Genomic DNA, 15,151 nt, shown 5'->3' with positions numbered 1-15,151 from the left:
GACCCGGTACGCTGTCACACATGACTAGCGAGAACCCCATTTCAGGTAACGAGGCCGTCGCCCGCGCGGAGGAGCAGGCCAAGCAGACCGCCGGGCGCAACATCCCGACCATCGGTGACCTCCCCGTCGCCGAGGACACCGCCAACCTGCGGCAGGGACCGAACCTGCACGACGGACTGCTGGCCCTGCTGCCCCTCGTCGGTGTCTGGCGCGGCGAAGGCCACGCCTCACCCGTCGGCGGCTCCGACGAGTACGCCTTCGGCCAGCAGATCGTCTTCGCCCACGACGGCGAGAACTACATCAGCTACAACTCGCGGATCTGGCGTCTCGACGACAACGGCGAGGCGACCGGCCAGGACGTCCGTGAGACCGGGTTCCTGCGCATCAGCGACAAGGACGACATCGAGTTCCTCACCGTGCACAGCACCGGTGTCGTCGAGGTCATGTACGGCCGCCCCCGGACCGAGCGCGCCTGGGAGCTGGAGAGCGCATCGACCATGGCCTCCGAGACCGGCCCCCGCGCCTTCGGCCCCGGTAAGCGGCTCTACGGCCTGATGCCGAACAACAACCTCGGCTGGGTCGACGAGCGGGCCGAGAACGGTGGCAGCGGCGAACTGGCGCCGTGGATGTCCGCCGAGCTGTCCCGGGTCATCGGCTAGACGGGACGCCCCTCAGGCGGTGGCCGCCTCGACGGCCAGCGCCTCAACCTCAGCGGCCACGTCCGGACGGGGCAGCGCGACACCGTCCATCTCCGTGACACGGGCGTGGATGCGCACCGAGGAGACCAGCCAGACGCCGTCGGCGGCACGCAGGTCGGCCACCGTCAACGGGCGCCGCTCCGTCTCCCAGCCGTCCCGACGCGCCACGGCGAACAACGCCGCCTGGGTCGTGCCGGGGAGCACCCCCGCCTGCTGGGCCGGGGTGACCATCGTCCGGCCGGTGACCGCCACGACGGTGGAGGTCGGCCCCTCGAGGACCCGGTCGTCGTCGCCGATGAAGATGACGTCGTCCAGCCCCTGCGACGCAGCGTGGCGGAGGGCCGCCATGTTCATGGCGTAGGACAGCGTCTTCGCGCCCACCAGCGCCCACGGGGAGTCCTCGGAGACGCTGAGACTGAACCCCCGGTGCGCCGTCATCACCCGGACCCCCTGCTCGCGTTGACGCACCACCGACGCCGACTCCGCACTGACGGTCACCCACCCGGTGACCTCGCCGGTCGACTCGCGCCCGCGGGAGTACATCCAGCGCAGGGCGGCCGCGCCGCCGCCGAGGTCGTCCCAGGCCGCCAGCGCCATGTCCGTGGCCTGCAGCCACCGGTCCACGTCCGGGGCCGGCAGATCCAGCAACGAGGCCCCCCGGACGAACCGGTCGCGGTGGAGGTCGAGGTTGCGCACGCGACCGGCCCGCACCATCATCGTCTCGAAGATGCCGTCGCCCCGACGCGCGGCAAGGTCGTCGATGTACATCACCGGCACGGTCGGGTCGATGGTCTGCGGCGGCAACACCTCCGCGGGACGGACGTCCACGGCCACGTCACGGGGGTTGTCGAGGGGAGTCTCACTGGTGCTGATGGCGTCCATGGAGACCAGTGTAGGGGGCGTACCCCTGACACGGGCGGTGATGAGTACTAGGGTGGACGGTGTGAGTCAGACGCACAGTCCCCTGGTCAGTCCCCTGGTCGACCACGTACCGGGGGCAAGCACGGAAGACGGTTCGGGAGTCGAGGGGCACCGGGAGTTCCTGGTCGCCACGGCGAGGCACTATGGACGGCCGCTCATCGAGCAGTCGATCGTGGACGAGGGCGGCACCGGGGTGATCGACGGGTGGTCGCACACCGCCATCCTCGTGACCGGTGCCGACGCCGCGACGTGGCTGAACGACCTCATCTCCCAGAAGGTCAACGCCATGGCGGTGGGGACGTGCACGCGGGGGCTCATCCTCGACATCCAGGGCAGGGTCGAACATGCCTTCGGCATCGCCGCGGTGGACGACGACACCTTCCTGCTGGACGCCACCGGAGACTCCGACGCCGCCGCCCTCGCCGACTTCCTGACCCGGATGGTGTTCTGGGCGCAGGTCGAGGTCTCCACCCCGGCCCTGTCACTGCTCAGCGTGGTCAACCCGGCGTCCGCCCCCGCGGAGTCACCGTCGACGGCCGCCGGAACCGGCGCACCGGCCGGGGCGGGCGTCCCGGGTGCCAGGTTCTGGGCGACCCGCACGCTCGGCGGCCACCCGGTCACCGATGTGTGGGTCGACACCGACACGCTGACGGACTCCTGGGACGCCCTCGTCGCGGACGGGGCCGTCCCCGTCGGCGGGTGGGCGGCCGACGCCCTCCGGATCCGGGACCGGCAGCCCCTGCTCGGTGTCGACACCGACGAGCGGGTGATCCCGCACGAGGTCCCCGTGTTCATCGGCGACACCCCCGGTGCACACGGCGCCACCCAGCTGGCCCGGGCCGACGACGGCCCGACCTCCTCCGCCGTGCACCTGAACAAGGGCTGCTACCGGGGCCAGGAGACGGTCTCGCGCGTGCACAACCTGGGCCGTCCGCCACGGCAGCTGGTGGTCCTGCAGCTCGACGGGTCGGGCCAGTCGTTGCCCGAGGTGGGCGCGGCGGTGCTCGCCGGCGGCCGGAGTGTCGGCCGGATCGGGTTGACCGTCCAGGACGCCGACGACGGTCCGGTCGCTCTCGCCCTGGTGAAACGCCAGGTCATCGAGAAGCTCGCGGCGGACCGGGAGACCGGCGGAAACGAGACCCCCGCCCTGACGGTCGACGGTGTCGATGCCGCCGTGGACCCCGACGACATCGTCGTCGACACCACGGTGCGCCCGGGCCGGGCGGCGGTGGACAAACTGAAGGGAAAGATCTGACCGCCGTTCACCTGCAGTTACCGTACTGACACGCGATTCGGGGCGGGGCCGTTTCTGACAACCGCGCCTTCACCCGCTATGGTGGGGGCAGAACAGAATCACTCAAAGATGCGAGAGCAGCTCAAATCCCTGGCTGCTCCAGTGACATCCATTGACAACCCGAGGGGGTCAGGCCATGGGTCGCGGCCGTGCGAAGGCGAAGCAAACCAAGGTTGCCCGTCAGCTCAAGTACAGCTCTCCAGACATGGATCTCGAGAGTCTTCAGCGCGAGCTGTCCACTGAAAGTGGGCACTCCACCGAAGACGACTACGAGGAGTGGGACGACTGGAGTGCCGAGGAGGACGAGGGCCGCTGACGGCCCTCTCCCTCCCCCCAGGCAGTGAACGCCGGTGCTCGGGTCACCCCGACCGCCGGTTTTCGCGTACCTGCGTCGCTGTAACGACTCCGGGGGCGGGGGGGGGGGGGGGGGCCCCCCCCCCCCCCCCCGCCCCCGGTTCCTCGGCCGCTCAGCCGGGGCAGGACGCCGGTCCTCCCGCTCAGGTCCGCGGGTACTCCCCCACGAGCTCCGCACGCGCCGCAGACTCGTTCTCCGAGCCGTCCTCGGCGGCGAGCCTGACGTGACCCAGGTTCCAGGCGTCGATGTGGCGGGCGGTGAGCATGGCGAGTGCCCGCTCGGCGTCGTCCTCGCCGACGACGGCGACCATGCCGACACCCATGTTGAAGGTCTTCTCCATCTCGTCCTGGGAGACCTTGCCCAGCTGGGCGATGGTGCGGAACACCGGGGCCGGCTCCCAGGAGCCGCGGTTGAGCTCGGCGACGAGCCCCTCGGGGATCACACGCGCCAGGTTGGCGGCCAGTCCGCCACCGGTGACGTGGGAGTAGGTGTGCACGTCGCACTCGGCGGCGAGCGCGAGGCAGTCGAGGGCGTAGATCTTCGTCGGCTCCAGCAGCTCCTCACCGAGGGTCCGCCCGAAGTCCGAGACGTAGCCGTCGAGCTCCAGGCCCGCCGTCTCCAGCAGGACGTGGCGGGCGAGGCTGTAGCCGTTGGAGTGCAGGCCGGAACTGGCCATGCCGATGACGACGTCACCGTGGCGCACCCGGTCCGGCCCCAGCAGCTTGGCCTCTTCCACGACGCCGACCGCGGTGGCGGAGACATCGTACTCGCCGGGCTCCATCAGCCCGGGGTGTTCGGCGGTCTCGCCGCCGAGGAGGGCGCAGCCGGCGTCGATGCAGCCCGCGGCAATACCGGAGACGATCTCGGCGACGTGCTCGGGGACGACCTTGCCGATGGCGATGTAGTCCTGCAGGAACAACGGTTCGGCGCCGCAGACCACCAAGTCGTCGACGACCATGGCGACCAGGTCGCGGCCGATGGTGTCGTGCTTGTCCATGGCCTGGGCCACCGCAAGCTTGGTCCCGACGCCGTCGGACCCGGACGCCAGGAGCGGCTTGTCGTAGTCCCCGAGGGCGAAGAGCCCGGCGAAGCCGCCGAGTCCGCCACGGACCTCGGGTCGGGTGGCCTTCTTGGCCAACGGGGCGAACATCTCGACGGCACGGTCGCCGGCCTCGATGTCCACGCCGGCGGCAGCGTAGCTCGCTCCCTCGGCGGCGGCGCCGGAGTTGTCGCGGGGATCGGTCAGGTCAGTCACAGTAAATACGCCTTCACTCGCGGTGATTGTCGTGCAGGATTCTCCTGCATTGAGCCGACCCCAGCCTACCCGGTGTGTTCCCCGATCTTCCTACTCAGATACCCCGGACGACGGGAATCCAGTGCGAGATGTCACCGGCATGCGCACCGGACACCTCCGCACCAGCGGCGACTGCCCCGTCGAGGTCGGTCAGCCCACCCGCGAGGCGGAGCCACGTCAGGGCGTCGCACTGGACGACGTTCGGTGGGGTCCCCCGCCGGTGCACGGACCCGTCGACGCACTGCACCGCAGCGAACGGCGGCACCCGTACCTCGACGCTGTGGCCCGGGGCGTCCTGCCCCAGCTGCGCCACGGTGAGCCGCACGGCGGCCGCCACCGCACTGCGCGACGGACGCGGGACGGCGTCCGGATCCTGCACCCACGGCCACACCGCCACCATCGCCGCACGCACCGCGGCGGGGTCCGTCGTCTTCGTCGACCTCTCTGACATGACCTCGATGATACGGCGGGGAGGCGGACTGTAGGATGTTGGACATCACCAGTGAGACGAAAGGCAGATTGTGGCAGTAACAGGGGCAGACGACCGGGAGCGGACGCTGCAGCCGGAGACGACCCTCCGGTTCATGGCGGCACCGACCGACGTCCTGATGCAGGGGTCCCGAGGTGTCCATGGCGGCCGCGTGCTGGAGTGGATCGACAAAGGTGCCTACGCCTGCGCCGTGGGGTGGTCCGGCGCGTACTGCGTGACGGCGTACGTGGGCCACATCCACTTCACCCGCCCGATCCCCTCCGGCCACATCGTCGAGGTCCGGTCCCGCATCGTCTACACCGGCCGCTCCTCGATGCACATCGTCAACGAGGTGCTGTCGGCGGACCCGCGGGAGGGCGTGTTCACCCGCGCATGCGACTGCCTGGTCATCTTCGTCGCCATGGACGAGAACCGGAAGTCGATGCCGGTCCCCCACTTCGAGCCCGAGACCGAGGCCGGCGTGCGCATCCAGCAGGCCGCCCTGTCCCGCGTGCAGCTGCGCAAGGCCATCGAGGAGGAGATGCTGAAGCAGAGCTACTCCTCCGATCCCGCCGCGACGACCGCACCGCGGATGACGCACCGCTTCATGGCCAAGCCGACCGACGTCAACTGGGGCGGCAACGTCCACGGCGGTACCGCCATGGAGTGGATCGACGAAGCCGCCACCGCCTGCACCTCGGCGTGGACGGGCGAGCGGACCGTCGCGGTGTACGCCGGCGGCTTCCGGTTCTACCGGCCCGTGCACATCGGCGACCTGGTGGAGGTCGAGGCCCGCGTGATCCGTACGGACGTGCGCAGCATGTCGGTCTCGGTGCACCTGCGCGCCGGCGATCCGCGTGAGGGGACCGGCAACCTGCCGGTCGGCATCCACGCCTCGATGACCTACATCGCCACCGACATCGACGGCAACCCCCTCGCCGCCCGTCAGTTCACCCCCACCACCCCGGAGGACAAGCGGCTGTCACAGCACGCCGCCACGCTGCGCGAGCTGCGTACCAAGTACCGGCCGATGCCGCTGGTCGAACCGCTGCGCGACGAGAGCCAGTACCCGATGAACTGATCAGTCGGCGTCTACCTCGATGAGCTTGTAGTCGCCGTCGCGTTCCACGAGCGAGGCTCCTCCGACAATATCGGTCCCGTCAGTGATGCTGAAGATCAGCATGCTGTCGACTTCCTCCCGGCTGAGTCCGGCATTCTTCTTGGCGCCCTCGTACATCTCTTCGACATCATCGAGAGCGATCATCTTGAAGAATTCGACCGACACGAAGGTGGTGTCGACCTTAAGATCATCACTACCGAACAGCGCATCGAAACCGTTGAATGACTGCCCATCACCGAGATCCAGTCCGGACAACACATCCTCACGGCTCTTAGGGATCGAGTTCTCCTTCACCCAGTCGCGGAGCTCGTCCTCGTCGTCGATCTTCAACATGTCCTCAACGACCGATGCCGCACGTGACTGTGCATCGCCACCACCGAACAGTCCGGTCCCCCATCCGACCAGTCCCGCGATGACTGCGGTCACCACGGCGGTGATCATGATCGCGAGGACCCTGGACTGCCGGAAGGAGTCACGGACCTGCCCGGTGAGCTGCCCCACCCTCCCTGTGCTACCTGCGGCCTTTGTGCCGTCCGGACTTCCGGCCCCCGGCTCGTTGAGGGCGGCCAGTTCCCGCAGTGAGGCGACGTCGATCTCTGGGGCGGAGGGGTCATCGAGGCGCTGGTCGTAGAGGGAACGGCGGGTCTCATCACCGAGGATCGCCCGAGCGGTGTTCAGCTGGTCCAGCTGGCCGACATCGTCCGCTGGAGTGGTCGCGAGGCGTTGCTCGATCTCCGCCGCGAGCTCCTGGGGAGTCGCCCGCCTGGACAGTCCGAGCGACTGGTAAAGGTCATAATGTGCCATGAGGTGTTCTCTTCTTCTCTTCGTCTCTCAGTGATTCTCTTAATAATCCATCGGCCGATTGACGATATTGAGCACCTTGAGGTTCCCACCCTGCTCGACGAGTGCGACAAGGCCCCCGTAATTCCCGGAGTCTTTTGCGACACCGACGATCAGCCTCGAATCGGCCTCTTCCTCAGAGAGCCCCATCGCAGCCAGGTCCTCAGTCTCATCAACGCCCGTACCGCCGGGCAGCTGTTCCCCAACATTGAGCGTCGTCTTCGCGTGGAGCCCGCTCCCCGAGAAGAACGCGTCCATTCCGTTGAAGGAGTCGCTGTTGCCGTCGCCGACGTTCATCCCCTCCATGATCTCGTCGCGGAACTGGTAGGCGGTGTTCTCACGCAACCAGCTACGAAGGTCTTCGGAAGTGTTCTGCTTGAGCAGGTCGTCCACCAGTGCGATGGCGTCCTTGTCCTCCTTCACGCCGGAACCTCCCCCGGTTAGCGCCCCGATCCCCCACCCGACCAGCAGCACAACCACGGCTGTGACCACTGCGGTGATGCCGATCGCCAGCCCCTTCGATTGACGGAACGAGTCCTGGACCTGGCGGCCGGCCCCGGTAGTCTTCGCCCCCGCTGTCCGGGCGAACTGGCCGGCCTGCTGCTGGAACTGCCCTCTTCGCTGAGAGGACGGCACGTCTCCGCCGACGTCAAGTGCGGCGAGTTCCTTCAACGACGCCACGTCGATGTCCTCGGCATTCGGGTCAGCGAGCCGCTGATCGTAGAGCGACCGGCGGGCGTCGTTGCCCAGCACTGCCCGCGCCGTCGTCAGTTCGTCGACCGCCGCCGGATCGTCCGACGGAGCAGCCGCCAAACGGTCAGCCAGTTCTCTGTCGAGCTGCCCGCTGGGGGCGCTCCTGTCCAGCCCCAGAGACTGGTAGATGTCGTAGTGCGCCATTGAGTTTCTTCTCTCCTGAAAATGTCGGATGCTGCAAAAGCATCTCTTGAAACCAGGGGAAGATTAACAAACCCTCAGACACACAAGGGCCCGTTATGGGGAAACTTCCCCACAACGGGCCGCAGTGTGCCGGCGCGCAACTACTCCACGACGGAGTTCGCTCCGACAGCGTGGCTGAACAGCGAGGGAAGAGTACCCTCCCACGCCTCCCTGGCCTCGGCGACGGAAACGGTGAACTCTGCACCGACCGTGGTCACGGCGATCTGCGCCGCCTCGGCGGAACCGGCGCCGTTGTCCCCGTCGGCCGAGACGCTCGACCCGATGCGGGTCACCGGGACCCCGTTGTCGGCGAAGACGGACTCCGCCTTCTCCACCGCGGACGGATCCGCGGCATCGACTGCGACGAGCACACGCGTGGCGGTCTCGGAGAACAGGCCGGTGAACAGATCGGCGACAGCGTCGCCCGAGGTGGCTTCCGCTGACAGGGCGGCCACCGGGTCCACGGACACCGAGGTTCCGGACTGCACCGCGTACTCCACGACGGCCTGGGAGAGGCCACCTTCGGACAGGTCGTGGGCGGACGCCACCGTCCCGCGCAACTGTCCGAGTGCGGCGCCGAGGCGCTGCTCGGCAGACAGGTCCACGGCCGGGGGCATGCCCGCCAGGGTGGAGTGCGCGACCTGCTGCCAGATGGAGCCTCCGAGTTCGTCGGCGGTCTCCGCACCGGCGAGCAGCAGCACGTGGTCCCCCGCCCCGGGGCGGGTCGGGATACGGGTCGCGACGTCGTCGATGGTGCCAAGGACGGCGATCACCGGAGTCGGGAGAATGGCCTCCGCCCCGGTCTGGTTGTAGAAGCTGACGTTGCCACCGGTGACCGGGACAGCCAGTTCGGCACAGCCGTCGGCGAGCCCGTGGACTGCCTCGCGGAACTGCCACATCACGCCGGCGTCCTCCGGGGACCCGAAGTTCAGGCAGTTCGACACCGCCACGGGGGTCGCCCCGGTCACCGACACATTGCGGTACGCCTCGGCCAACGCCAGGCGAGCACCGGTGTTCGGGTCGAGCTTGGTGTACCGCCCGGAGGCGTCGGTGGACACGGCGATGCCGCGGCCGGTCTCCTCGTCGATACGCAGGACGCCGGCGTCGGCGTCCTTCGCCAGGACGGTGTTGCCGCGCACGTAGCGGTCGTACTGCTCGGTGATGAAGGCGCGCGAGCACAGTGCCGGTGAGGCGGCGAGGTCGAGCACGGTCTGACGGATCTCGTCGGTCGAGGACGGACGGGCGAGGCCGGGCTCGGCGTTCAGCGCGTCCTGCGTGCCGGGTCGGGCGACGGGCCGCTCGTACACGGGGCCCTCGTCGGCCATCGTGGCGGCGTCGGCGTCGACGACGATCTCACCGCGGTGTTCGATGACCAGGTGGTCGCCGTCGGTGACTTCGCCGAGGTCGGAGGCGATGACCTCCCACTTGTCGCAGATCGCCATGAAGGCGTCGACGTTGTCCGGGGTGACCACGGCCATCATGCGTTCCTGGGACTCGGAGGAGAGGATCTCCGCGGCGGTCATCCCCTCGGCGCGCAGGTGGACCTTGTCCAGGTTGACGTGCATGCCGCCGTCACCGGCGGCGGCGAGCTCGGCGGTGGCACAGGACAGACCGGCACCACCGAGATCCTGGATGCCGACGACCACGCCAGCGTTGTACAGGTCCAGGCAGCACTCGATGAGCACCTTCTCGGCGAAGGGGTCGCCGACCTGGACGGCGGGCAGCTTACGCTCGGCGCCTTCCTCGAAGGTGTCGGAGGCCAGCACGGACACACCGCCGATACCGTCCAGACCGGTCCGGGAGCCGAAGAGGATCACCCGGTTGCCCACGCCGGAGGCGAAGGCGAGCTTGAGGTCGTCGCTCCTGAGCGTACCGACGCACAGCGCATTGACCAGTGGGTTACCGGCGTAGGAGGCGTCGAACACCGTCTCACCGCCGAGGTTCGGCAGGCCGAGGCTGTTGCCGTAGCCGCCGACGCCGGCGACCACGCCGGGCAGCACACGCTGGGTGTCCGGGGCGTCCGCCGCTCCGAAACGAAGCTGGTCCATCACGGCGACCGGGCGGGCGCCCATGGCCATGATGTCGCGGACGATGCCGCCGACACCGGTCGCCGCGCCCTGGTACGGCTCGACGTAGGACGGGTGGTTGTGGGACTCGACCTTGAAGGTGACGGCGTTACCGTCGCCGATGTCGATGACGCCGGCGTTCTCGCCGATACCGGCGAGCATCTTCGACTTCATCTCGTCGGTGGTGGTCTCACCGAAGTAGCGCAGGTGCACCTTGGAGGACTTGTAGGAGCAGTGCTCCGACCACATCACCGAGTACATCGCCAGCTCGGCGTCGGTGGGACGCCGGCCCAGGATGTCACGGATGCGCTGGTACTCGTCAGGCTTGAGGCCGAGCTCCGCCCAGGGCTGGTCCAGCTCCGGGGTGTCGACCGCATGGGACACGGTGTCGTTGATGACGGTCACGCCGTTGTTGTCACTCATCTGGTTATCTCTCCTCAGGCTGCCACGGTGCCGACGGCGGACAGGAACATCTCCAGGCCGTCCAACGACGGCCCGGTCAGGGTCTCCACGGCGTGCTCCGGGTGCGGCATCAGGCCCACGACCCGGCCGTTGTCGGAGGTGATCCCGGCGATGTCGTTGACCGACCCGTTGTAGTTGTCGGTGTAGCGGAAGACCACCCGGCCCTCCGCCTCCAGCTCGGCGACGGTCTCGGCGGACGCCTGGAAGCGGCCCTCCCCGTGCTTGGACGGGATGAGAATCTTCTGGCCGACCTGCAGGGACGAGGTCCACGCGGTGTCGGCGTTGACGACCTCGAGCACCGCGTCGGTGCAGTGGAAGTGCAGCCCTTTGTTGCGGGTCAGGGCCCCGGGCAGCAGACCGGATTCGGTGAGGATCTGGAACCCGTTGCAGATGCCCAGCACAGGCATGCCGGACGCTGCCTTCTCGACCACGGAGCGGACCACTGGGGCCTGGGCGGCGATGGCCCCGGAGCGGAGGTAGTCACCGTAGGAGAACCCACCGGGGACGACGACGGCGTCGACATCCTTCAGGTCGGCGTCCGCGTGCCACAGTTCAACGGCCTCGGCACCGGCGAGGAGCACGGCACGGGCGGCGTCGACGTCGTCCAACGTGCCGGGGAAGGTGATGACCCCGATGCGGGCGCTCACTCGGTGACCTCAGCGGACACGACCTCGTAGTCCTCGATCACGGTGTTGGCGAGCAGTGTCGAGGCGACACGCTCCAGATCGTCGGCGGAGACAGAGTCATCGACCTCCAGCTCGAACCGCTTGCCCTGACGGACATCCTCGACGCCGGAGACGCCGATGCGCCCCAGCGCACGGACGACCGCCTGTCCCTGGGGATCCAGGATCTCGGCCTTGGGCATGACATTGACTACGACACGTGCCACAGGTTTCCTCTTGTTTCCTTGCTGTCAGCTGTAGGTGGGGAACAAGGCACAACCATACCGGGTGACACGGACATCGCGAACCGGAGGTCTCAGGGCTGCCAACGTTCCGTACTGGGCTTCTGTCCCGCAGGCTGCGGAGAAGCACCGACAGGCTCCGCGATCTCGTCGTCGGGCGAGTACTCGAAGGTCTTCTCCCGCTCCAGGACGGCATGCGCCTGGTCTATGTCCAGCGACTTCGTCCATTTGCCCACGAGGAGGGTCGCCACGGCGTTGCCCGTGAAGTTCGTCAGTGAACGTGCCTCGGACATGAACCGGTCGATACCGACGATGATGTCGACCCCGCCGAGCATCTCCGGACGGTGTGCCTGCAGCCCCGCCGCGAGGGAGGCGATTCCGGCGCCGGACACGCCCGCGGCCCCCTTGGACGCGATGATCATGAACACGAGCAGGCCGATCTGTTCACCGAGGCCCATCGAGATGTTCATCGCGTCGGCGATGAAGATGGAGGCCATGGTCAGGTAGATGGCGGTGCCGTCCAGGTTGAAGGAGTAGCCGGTCGGCACGACGATGCCGACGGTGGCCTTGTCGACGCCCGCGAACTCCATCTTCTGCATCAGCTGCGGCAGTGCCGACTCCGAGGACGAGGTGCCGACGATGAGCAGGTACTCCCGACCGAGGTAGCGCAGGACCTTGAAGATGTTCAGGCCGGTCGAAACACGCAGGATCGTCCCCAGGACGAGAACGATGAAGAGCACGCACGTGACGTAGAAGCCGAGCATCAGTGTGATGAGCTGCCAGACGGCGTCCATTCCCGTGCCGCCCACGACACCGGCCATAGCTCCGAAGGCGCCGACCGGAGCGACCCAGAGGATCATGGACATGACCTTGAAGACGACCTTCTGTGCCAGCTCGATGCCGTACAGGCAGGGCCCGGCGATCTTGTTCGGCATCGACTGCAGCGCGAAACCGACGAGCAGGGCCACGAACAGTGTCTGCAGGACGGCCTGTTTCGGATCAGTGAAGGCAGAGACGATCGTGTCAGGGATGATGCCCTGGACGAAACCGAAGAATCCACCGGCGTCCTCAGAGTCCGCCGCGGCTCCGCCGTCCCCGGCGGCGAGGCCCAGGCCGTCCCCCGGCTGGATGAAGTTCCCGACGACGAGCCCGATGCCGAGAGCGAACGTCGACATGATCAGGAAGTAGACCAGTGCGATGCCACCGGCCTTGCCGACGGTGGCCGCCTCACGGACGTGGCCGATACCGATGACGATCGTGCAGAAGATGATTGGCGGAATCACCATCTTGATCAGGCTGACGAACATCGTGCCGAGGGGCTTGAGACCTTCCCCGACCCCGGGAGCGAGCAACCCTACGATGATTCCGGCGACCACGGCGACGATGACGCTGAGGTACAGCCAGTGGGACCTGTCTTTCGGCCGCGAGTTCTTCCCGGTGTCGGCGCCTTGTGTGGCGCCAGTCACCTCAGGACGGTGTTCGTTAGTCATGGAACAGCAACCTACGCCCGAACACCCCTTCCCACCAAGTGGGAAAGACCAGGTGAACTTGGTTTACTACACGATCAGGGGTGCGGAACACCCCCTCCGGTATTCACCCGATCAGCTCCGTCGCACCCATCCGGTCGAGCTCCCAGGCGGTCTCGAAGGCGGACTGACGCCACTTCTCGTAGCGCCCCGACACCCCGCCATGCCCGGACGACATGTCCGTCTTCAGCAGGAAGTCACTGCCCCGTTCAGCTACCGAGACGTCACCGGCGACCTCACGCAGCTTCGCGATCCACTTCGTCGGTTCCACATACAGCACCCGCGTGTCGTTGAGTCCGCTGATCGCCAGGATCGGCGGATACGCCTGCGCCGTCACGTTCTCGTAGGGGGCGTAGGTCGACATGTAGTCGTAGACCTCCGGGTCGTGGTACGGATCGCCCCACTCCTCCCACTCCGTCACCGTCAACGGCAGCTCCGGCATGAGGATGCTGGTGAGCGGGTCGACGAAAGGAACCACAGCCTCAATACCGGCGAAACGGTCCGGTGCCATGTTCGCCACAGCCCCCATCAGCAGACCGCCGGCGGAACCACCCTCCGCCACCATCTTCTGCGGCGAGGTGATTCCCGCGGCGATCAGGTCGTCCGCCACGGCGATGAAGTCGCTGAAGGTGTTCACCTTGTGCAGTGCCTTGCCCTGCTCGTACCAGTTCCTGCCCATCTCCCCGCCGCCGCGGACATGGGCCACGGCGTAGACGACACCGCGGTCCAGCATCGACAGGCGGAACACCGAGAAGTACGGGTCCATGCTTGCCTCGTAGGAACCGTAACCGTAGAGGAGCACCGGGTTCACCTGCTCGAGCGACACGTCGGTGCGGTGGACCAGCGACACCGGGATCCGGGCACCGTCCGACGCCGTCACCCACCGTCGCGACGCGGTGTAGCGCAAGCGGTCGAAGTCGCCAAGCACCGTCTGCTCACGTCGCAGCGTCCGTTCCCCGGTCCGCAGGTCGATCTCCCACACCTGCGCTGGAGTGACGTAACTGGTGTAGCTGATGCGCAGCACCGGCGACTCCCACTCGGAGTTGCCGACCGTCCCGGCCGAGTAGATCTCCTCGTCGAAGCCGATCGGCTCGAAGCGGCCCCAGCCCCCGGACGTGTCCATGAGCGCCAACTGCTCGATGGCGTTCTCCCTGGTGGAAAGAACGAGATGGTCGGAGAAGCAGTCGACCCCCTCGACACGCACATCCTCACGATGCGGGACGAGGACCTCGTAGGACGCGTCGTCGAAGCTGGCGACCGGGCCCACCGGGCAGTGCCCGACCTCACCGTTGGGCAGATCCTCGAGCTCCTCACGCACGACGAGCCACTCGTCCGTCCCGCCGACGACGACATGGTCGACGTCGTACTGGACGTCCTTCTCGCGGGCGCGGATACAGGTCAGCTCACCCTCCGGGTCACCTGTCTCCGCCGAGACATCGAGGTACCAGGTCTCCGACGTCGTCTTCGAGGCCGTGGACACCAGCAGGAACCGCTCCGAGCGGGTGACCCCGACGCCGGTCCAGTAGGCCTCGTCATCCTCCCGGAAGACACACACGTCCTCGCTCTCGGGCGTGCCGATCCGGTGCCGCCAGATCTCGTGGGGACGCCATGCGTCGTCGACCCGCTGGTAGAAGAGGTGGTCGTCGCCGACCCACGTCGCACCGTAGGCGACGCCCTCCAGGACGTCGTCCAGCAGGACGCCGTTGACCAGGTCCTTGACCCGCAGGGTGAACCGCTCGTCGCCGACGGTGTCGGTCGAGTACGCCAGCAGCGTGCCGTCGACGGTGACACTCGCGGCACCCAGGCTGAAGAACTCCTCCCCCTCTGCCAACACATTGCAGTCGAGCATGACCTGCTCGCGGGCGGCGGGCTCCCCGGCGACGATCTCCGGCGGGATCCAGGCGCGGTCGGGGTCGGTGGTGTCGACGGGGATCCGGCACATCGTGGGGTAACTCTTCCCCTCCGCCGTGCGGGAGAAGTACCACCACTGCCCCGAGCGCACCGGAACCGACAGGTCCGTCTCCTGGATCCGCGACTTCACCTCCTCGAAGACAGCGTCCTCCAACGGCTTGAGGTGCGCGGTCCGGGCGTCGGTGTAGGTGTTCTCCGCGGTGAGGTGGGCGAGAACCTCGGAACTGTCCTTGTCACGGAGCCACTCGTAGTCGTCGACGACATCACGGCCGTGGAAGCTACGGGTGACGGGCTTCTTCTTCGCTACGGGGGGGTTCACATCCATGGGACACGATCGTAGCCTCCACCGGCCGCA

General features: G+C 67.7%; 14 protein-coding genes. 4 read left to right on the top strand and 10 right to left on the bottom strand.

Translation table 11 applies throughout. The features are described 5' to 3' along the window. Positions 1 to 20: 20 nt before the first annotated feature. A complete protein-coding gene (locus PQI66_RS14730; RefSeq protein WP_339999281.1) occupies positions 21 to 659 on the top strand; it encodes an FABP family protein in 639 nt (212 codons plus the stop codon). Between the two features lie 12 nt (positions 660 to 671). Here the strand turns inward: PQI66_RS14730 and PQI66_RS14725 are convergent, their stop codons facing one another. Next, positions 672 to 1,580 carry an aminodeoxychorismate lyase gene (locus tag PQI66_RS14725; RefSeq protein WP_339999280.1) on the bottom strand — a complete coding sequence of 303 codons (909 nt, stop codon included), beginning with the start codon at positions 1,578 to 1,580 and terminating at the stop codon, positions 672 to 674. A gap of 61 nt (positions 1,581 to 1,641) precedes the next feature. Between PQI66_RS14725 and ygfZ the strand changes: the two genes are divergently transcribed. Together ygfZ and PQI66_RS14715 are read left to right on the top strand one after the other, a co-directional pair. Next, positions 1,642 to 2,874 carry a CAF17-like 4Fe-4S cluster assembly/insertion protein YgfZ gene (gene ygfZ / locus PQI66_RS14720; RefSeq protein WP_339999279.1) on the top strand — a complete coding sequence of 411 codons (1,233 nt, stop codon included), beginning with the start codon at positions 1,642 to 1,644 and terminating at the stop codon, positions 2,872 to 2,874. A 175-nt stretch (positions 2,875 to 3,049) separates the two neighbouring features. Then, positions 3,050 to 3,229 (top strand): DUF3073 domain-containing protein, encoded by a 180-nt coding sequence (locus PQI66_RS14715; RefSeq protein WP_038553056.1) that lies wholly within the window; start codon positions 3,050 to 3,052, stop codon positions 3,227 to 3,229. A 181-nt stretch (positions 3,230 to 3,410) separates the two neighbouring features. Here PQI66_RS14715 and purM read toward each other — a convergent pair whose 3' ends face one another. After that, positions 3,411 to 4,514, bottom strand: a complete 1,104-nt coding sequence (purM, locus tag PQI66_RS14710; RefSeq protein WP_339999311.1) for a phosphoribosylformylglycinamidine cyclo-ligase — start codon at positions 4,512 to 4,514, stop codon at positions 3,411 to 3,413. A 103-nt stretch (positions 4,515 to 4,617) separates the two neighbouring features. Further along, on the bottom strand, positions 4,618 to 5,013 hold the full coding sequence (locus PQI66_RS14705) for a sterol carrier family protein (protein WP_339999278.1): 396 nt from the start codon (positions 5,011 to 5,013) through the stop codon (positions 4,618 to 4,620). Positions 5,014 to 5,146: 133 nt separating this feature from the next. On the opposite strand from PQI66_RS14705, the gene PQI66_RS14700 reads away from it, so the two are divergent. Beyond that, the gene (locus PQI66_RS14700) at positions 5,147 to 6,112 is read left to right on the top strand and encodes an acyl-CoA thioesterase (protein WP_339999277.1); all 966 of its coding nucleotides are present in this window, start codon (positions 5,147 to 5,149) and stop codon (positions 6,110 to 6,112) included. Here the strand turns inward: PQI66_RS14700 and PQI66_RS14695 are convergent, their stop codons facing one another. The 7 genes from PQI66_RS14695 to PQI66_RS14665 form a co-directional block, all read right to left on the bottom strand. Then, positions 6,113 to 6,955 carry a hypothetical protein gene (locus PQI66_RS14695; protein WP_339999276.1) on the bottom strand — a complete coding sequence of 281 codons (843 nt, stop codon included), beginning with the start codon at positions 6,953 to 6,955 and terminating at the stop codon, positions 6,113 to 6,115. A gap of 39 nt (positions 6,956 to 6,994) precedes the next feature. After that, positions 6,995 to 7,888, bottom strand: coding sequence for a hypothetical protein (locus PQI66_RS14690; RefSeq protein WP_339999275.1), 894 nt, complete (start codon positions 7,886 to 7,888; stop codon positions 6,995 to 6,997). Positions 7,889 to 8,028: 140 nt separating this feature from the next. After that, a complete protein-coding gene (gene purL, locus PQI66_RS14685) occupies positions 8,029 to 10,416 on the bottom strand; it encodes a phosphoribosylformylglycinamidine synthase subunit PurL (protein ID WP_339999274.1) in 2,388 nt (795 codons plus the stop codon). 14 nt (positions 10,417 to 10,430) lie between these two features. Next, positions 10,431 to 11,102: a phosphoribosylformylglycinamidine synthase subunit PurQ gene (purQ, locus tag PQI66_RS14680; RefSeq protein ID WP_339999273.1), complete on the bottom strand. Its 672-nt coding sequence runs from the start codon at positions 11,100 to 11,102 to the stop codon at positions 10,431 to 10,433. Beyond that, positions 11,099 to 11,344, bottom strand: coding sequence for a phosphoribosylformylglycinamidine synthase subunit PurS (gene purS, locus PQI66_RS14675; protein WP_339999272.1), 246 nt, complete (start codon positions 11,342 to 11,344; stop codon positions 11,099 to 11,101). Before purS ends, purQ begins: the two co-directional genes overlap by 4 nt. An 89-nt stretch (positions 11,345 to 11,433) precedes the next feature. Further along, positions 11,434 to 12,849, bottom strand: a complete 1,416-nt coding sequence (locus PQI66_RS14670; RefSeq protein ID WP_339999271.1) for a cation:dicarboxylate symporter family transporter — start codon at positions 12,847 to 12,849, stop codon at positions 11,434 to 11,436. A gap of 103 nt (positions 12,850 to 12,952) precedes the next feature. After that, the gene (locus tag PQI66_RS14665; protein WP_339999270.1) at positions 12,953 to 15,121 is read right to left on the bottom strand and encodes a S9 family peptidase; all 2,169 of its coding nucleotides are present in this window, start codon (positions 15,119 to 15,121) and stop codon (positions 12,953 to 12,955) included. Between the last annotated feature and the right edge of the window lie 30 nt (positions 15,122 to 15,151).

Source organism: Corynebacterium sp. USCH3 (assembly GCF_037619475.1).
In the GTDB taxonomy this organism is placed as follows: domain Bacteria; phylum Actinomycetota; class Actinomycetes; order Mycobacteriales; family Mycobacteriaceae; genus Corynebacterium.
Note: the sequence above shows the minus strand (reverse complement) of the source record. Positions and strands in the feature narration are given on the sequence as shown.

What these genes read in the sequence shown, in the direction of transcription:
- PQI66_RS14715 (WP_038553056.1), top strand. Translation starts at nt 3,050, where the DNA reads ATGGGTCGCGGCCGTGCGAAGGCGAAGCAAACCAAGGTTGCCCGTCAG.
- purL (WP_339999274.1), bottom strand. Translation starts at nt 10,416, where the DNA reads ATGAGTGACAACAACGGCGTGACCGTCATCAACGACACCGTGTCCCAT.
- PQI66_RS14690 (WP_339999275.1), bottom strand. Translation starts at nt 7,888, where the DNA reads ATGGCGCACTACGACATCTACCAGTCTCTGGGGCTGGACAGGAGCGCC.
- PQI66_RS14700 (WP_339999277.1), top strand. Translation starts at nt 5,147, where the DNA reads ATGGCGGCACCGACCGACGTCCTGATGCAGGGGTCCCGAGGTGTCCAT.
- PQI66_RS14730 (WP_339999281.1), top strand. Translation starts at nt 21, where the DNA reads ATGACTAGCGAGAACCCCATTTCAGGTAACGAGGCCGTCGCCCGCGCG.
- PQI66_RS14670 (WP_339999271.1), bottom strand. Translation starts at nt 12,849, where the DNA reads ATGACTAACGAACACCGTCCTGAGGTGACTGGCGCCACACAAGGCGCC.
- PQI66_RS14665 (WP_339999270.1), bottom strand. Translation starts at nt 15,121, where the DNA reads ATGGATGTGAACCCCCCCGTAGCGAAGAAGAAGCCCGTCACCCGTAGC.
- PQI66_RS14705 (WP_339999278.1), bottom strand. Translation starts at nt 5,013, where the DNA reads ATGTCAGAGAGGTCGACGAAGACGACGGACCCCGCCGCGGTGCGTGCG.
- PQI66_RS14695 (WP_339999276.1), bottom strand. Translation starts at nt 6,955, where the DNA reads ATGGCACATTATGACCTTTACCAGTCGCTCGGACTGTCCAGGCGGGCG.
- PQI66_RS14725 (WP_339999280.1), bottom strand. Translation starts at nt 1,580, where the DNA reads ATGGACGCCATCAGCACCAGTGAGACTCCCCTCGACAACCCCCGTGAC.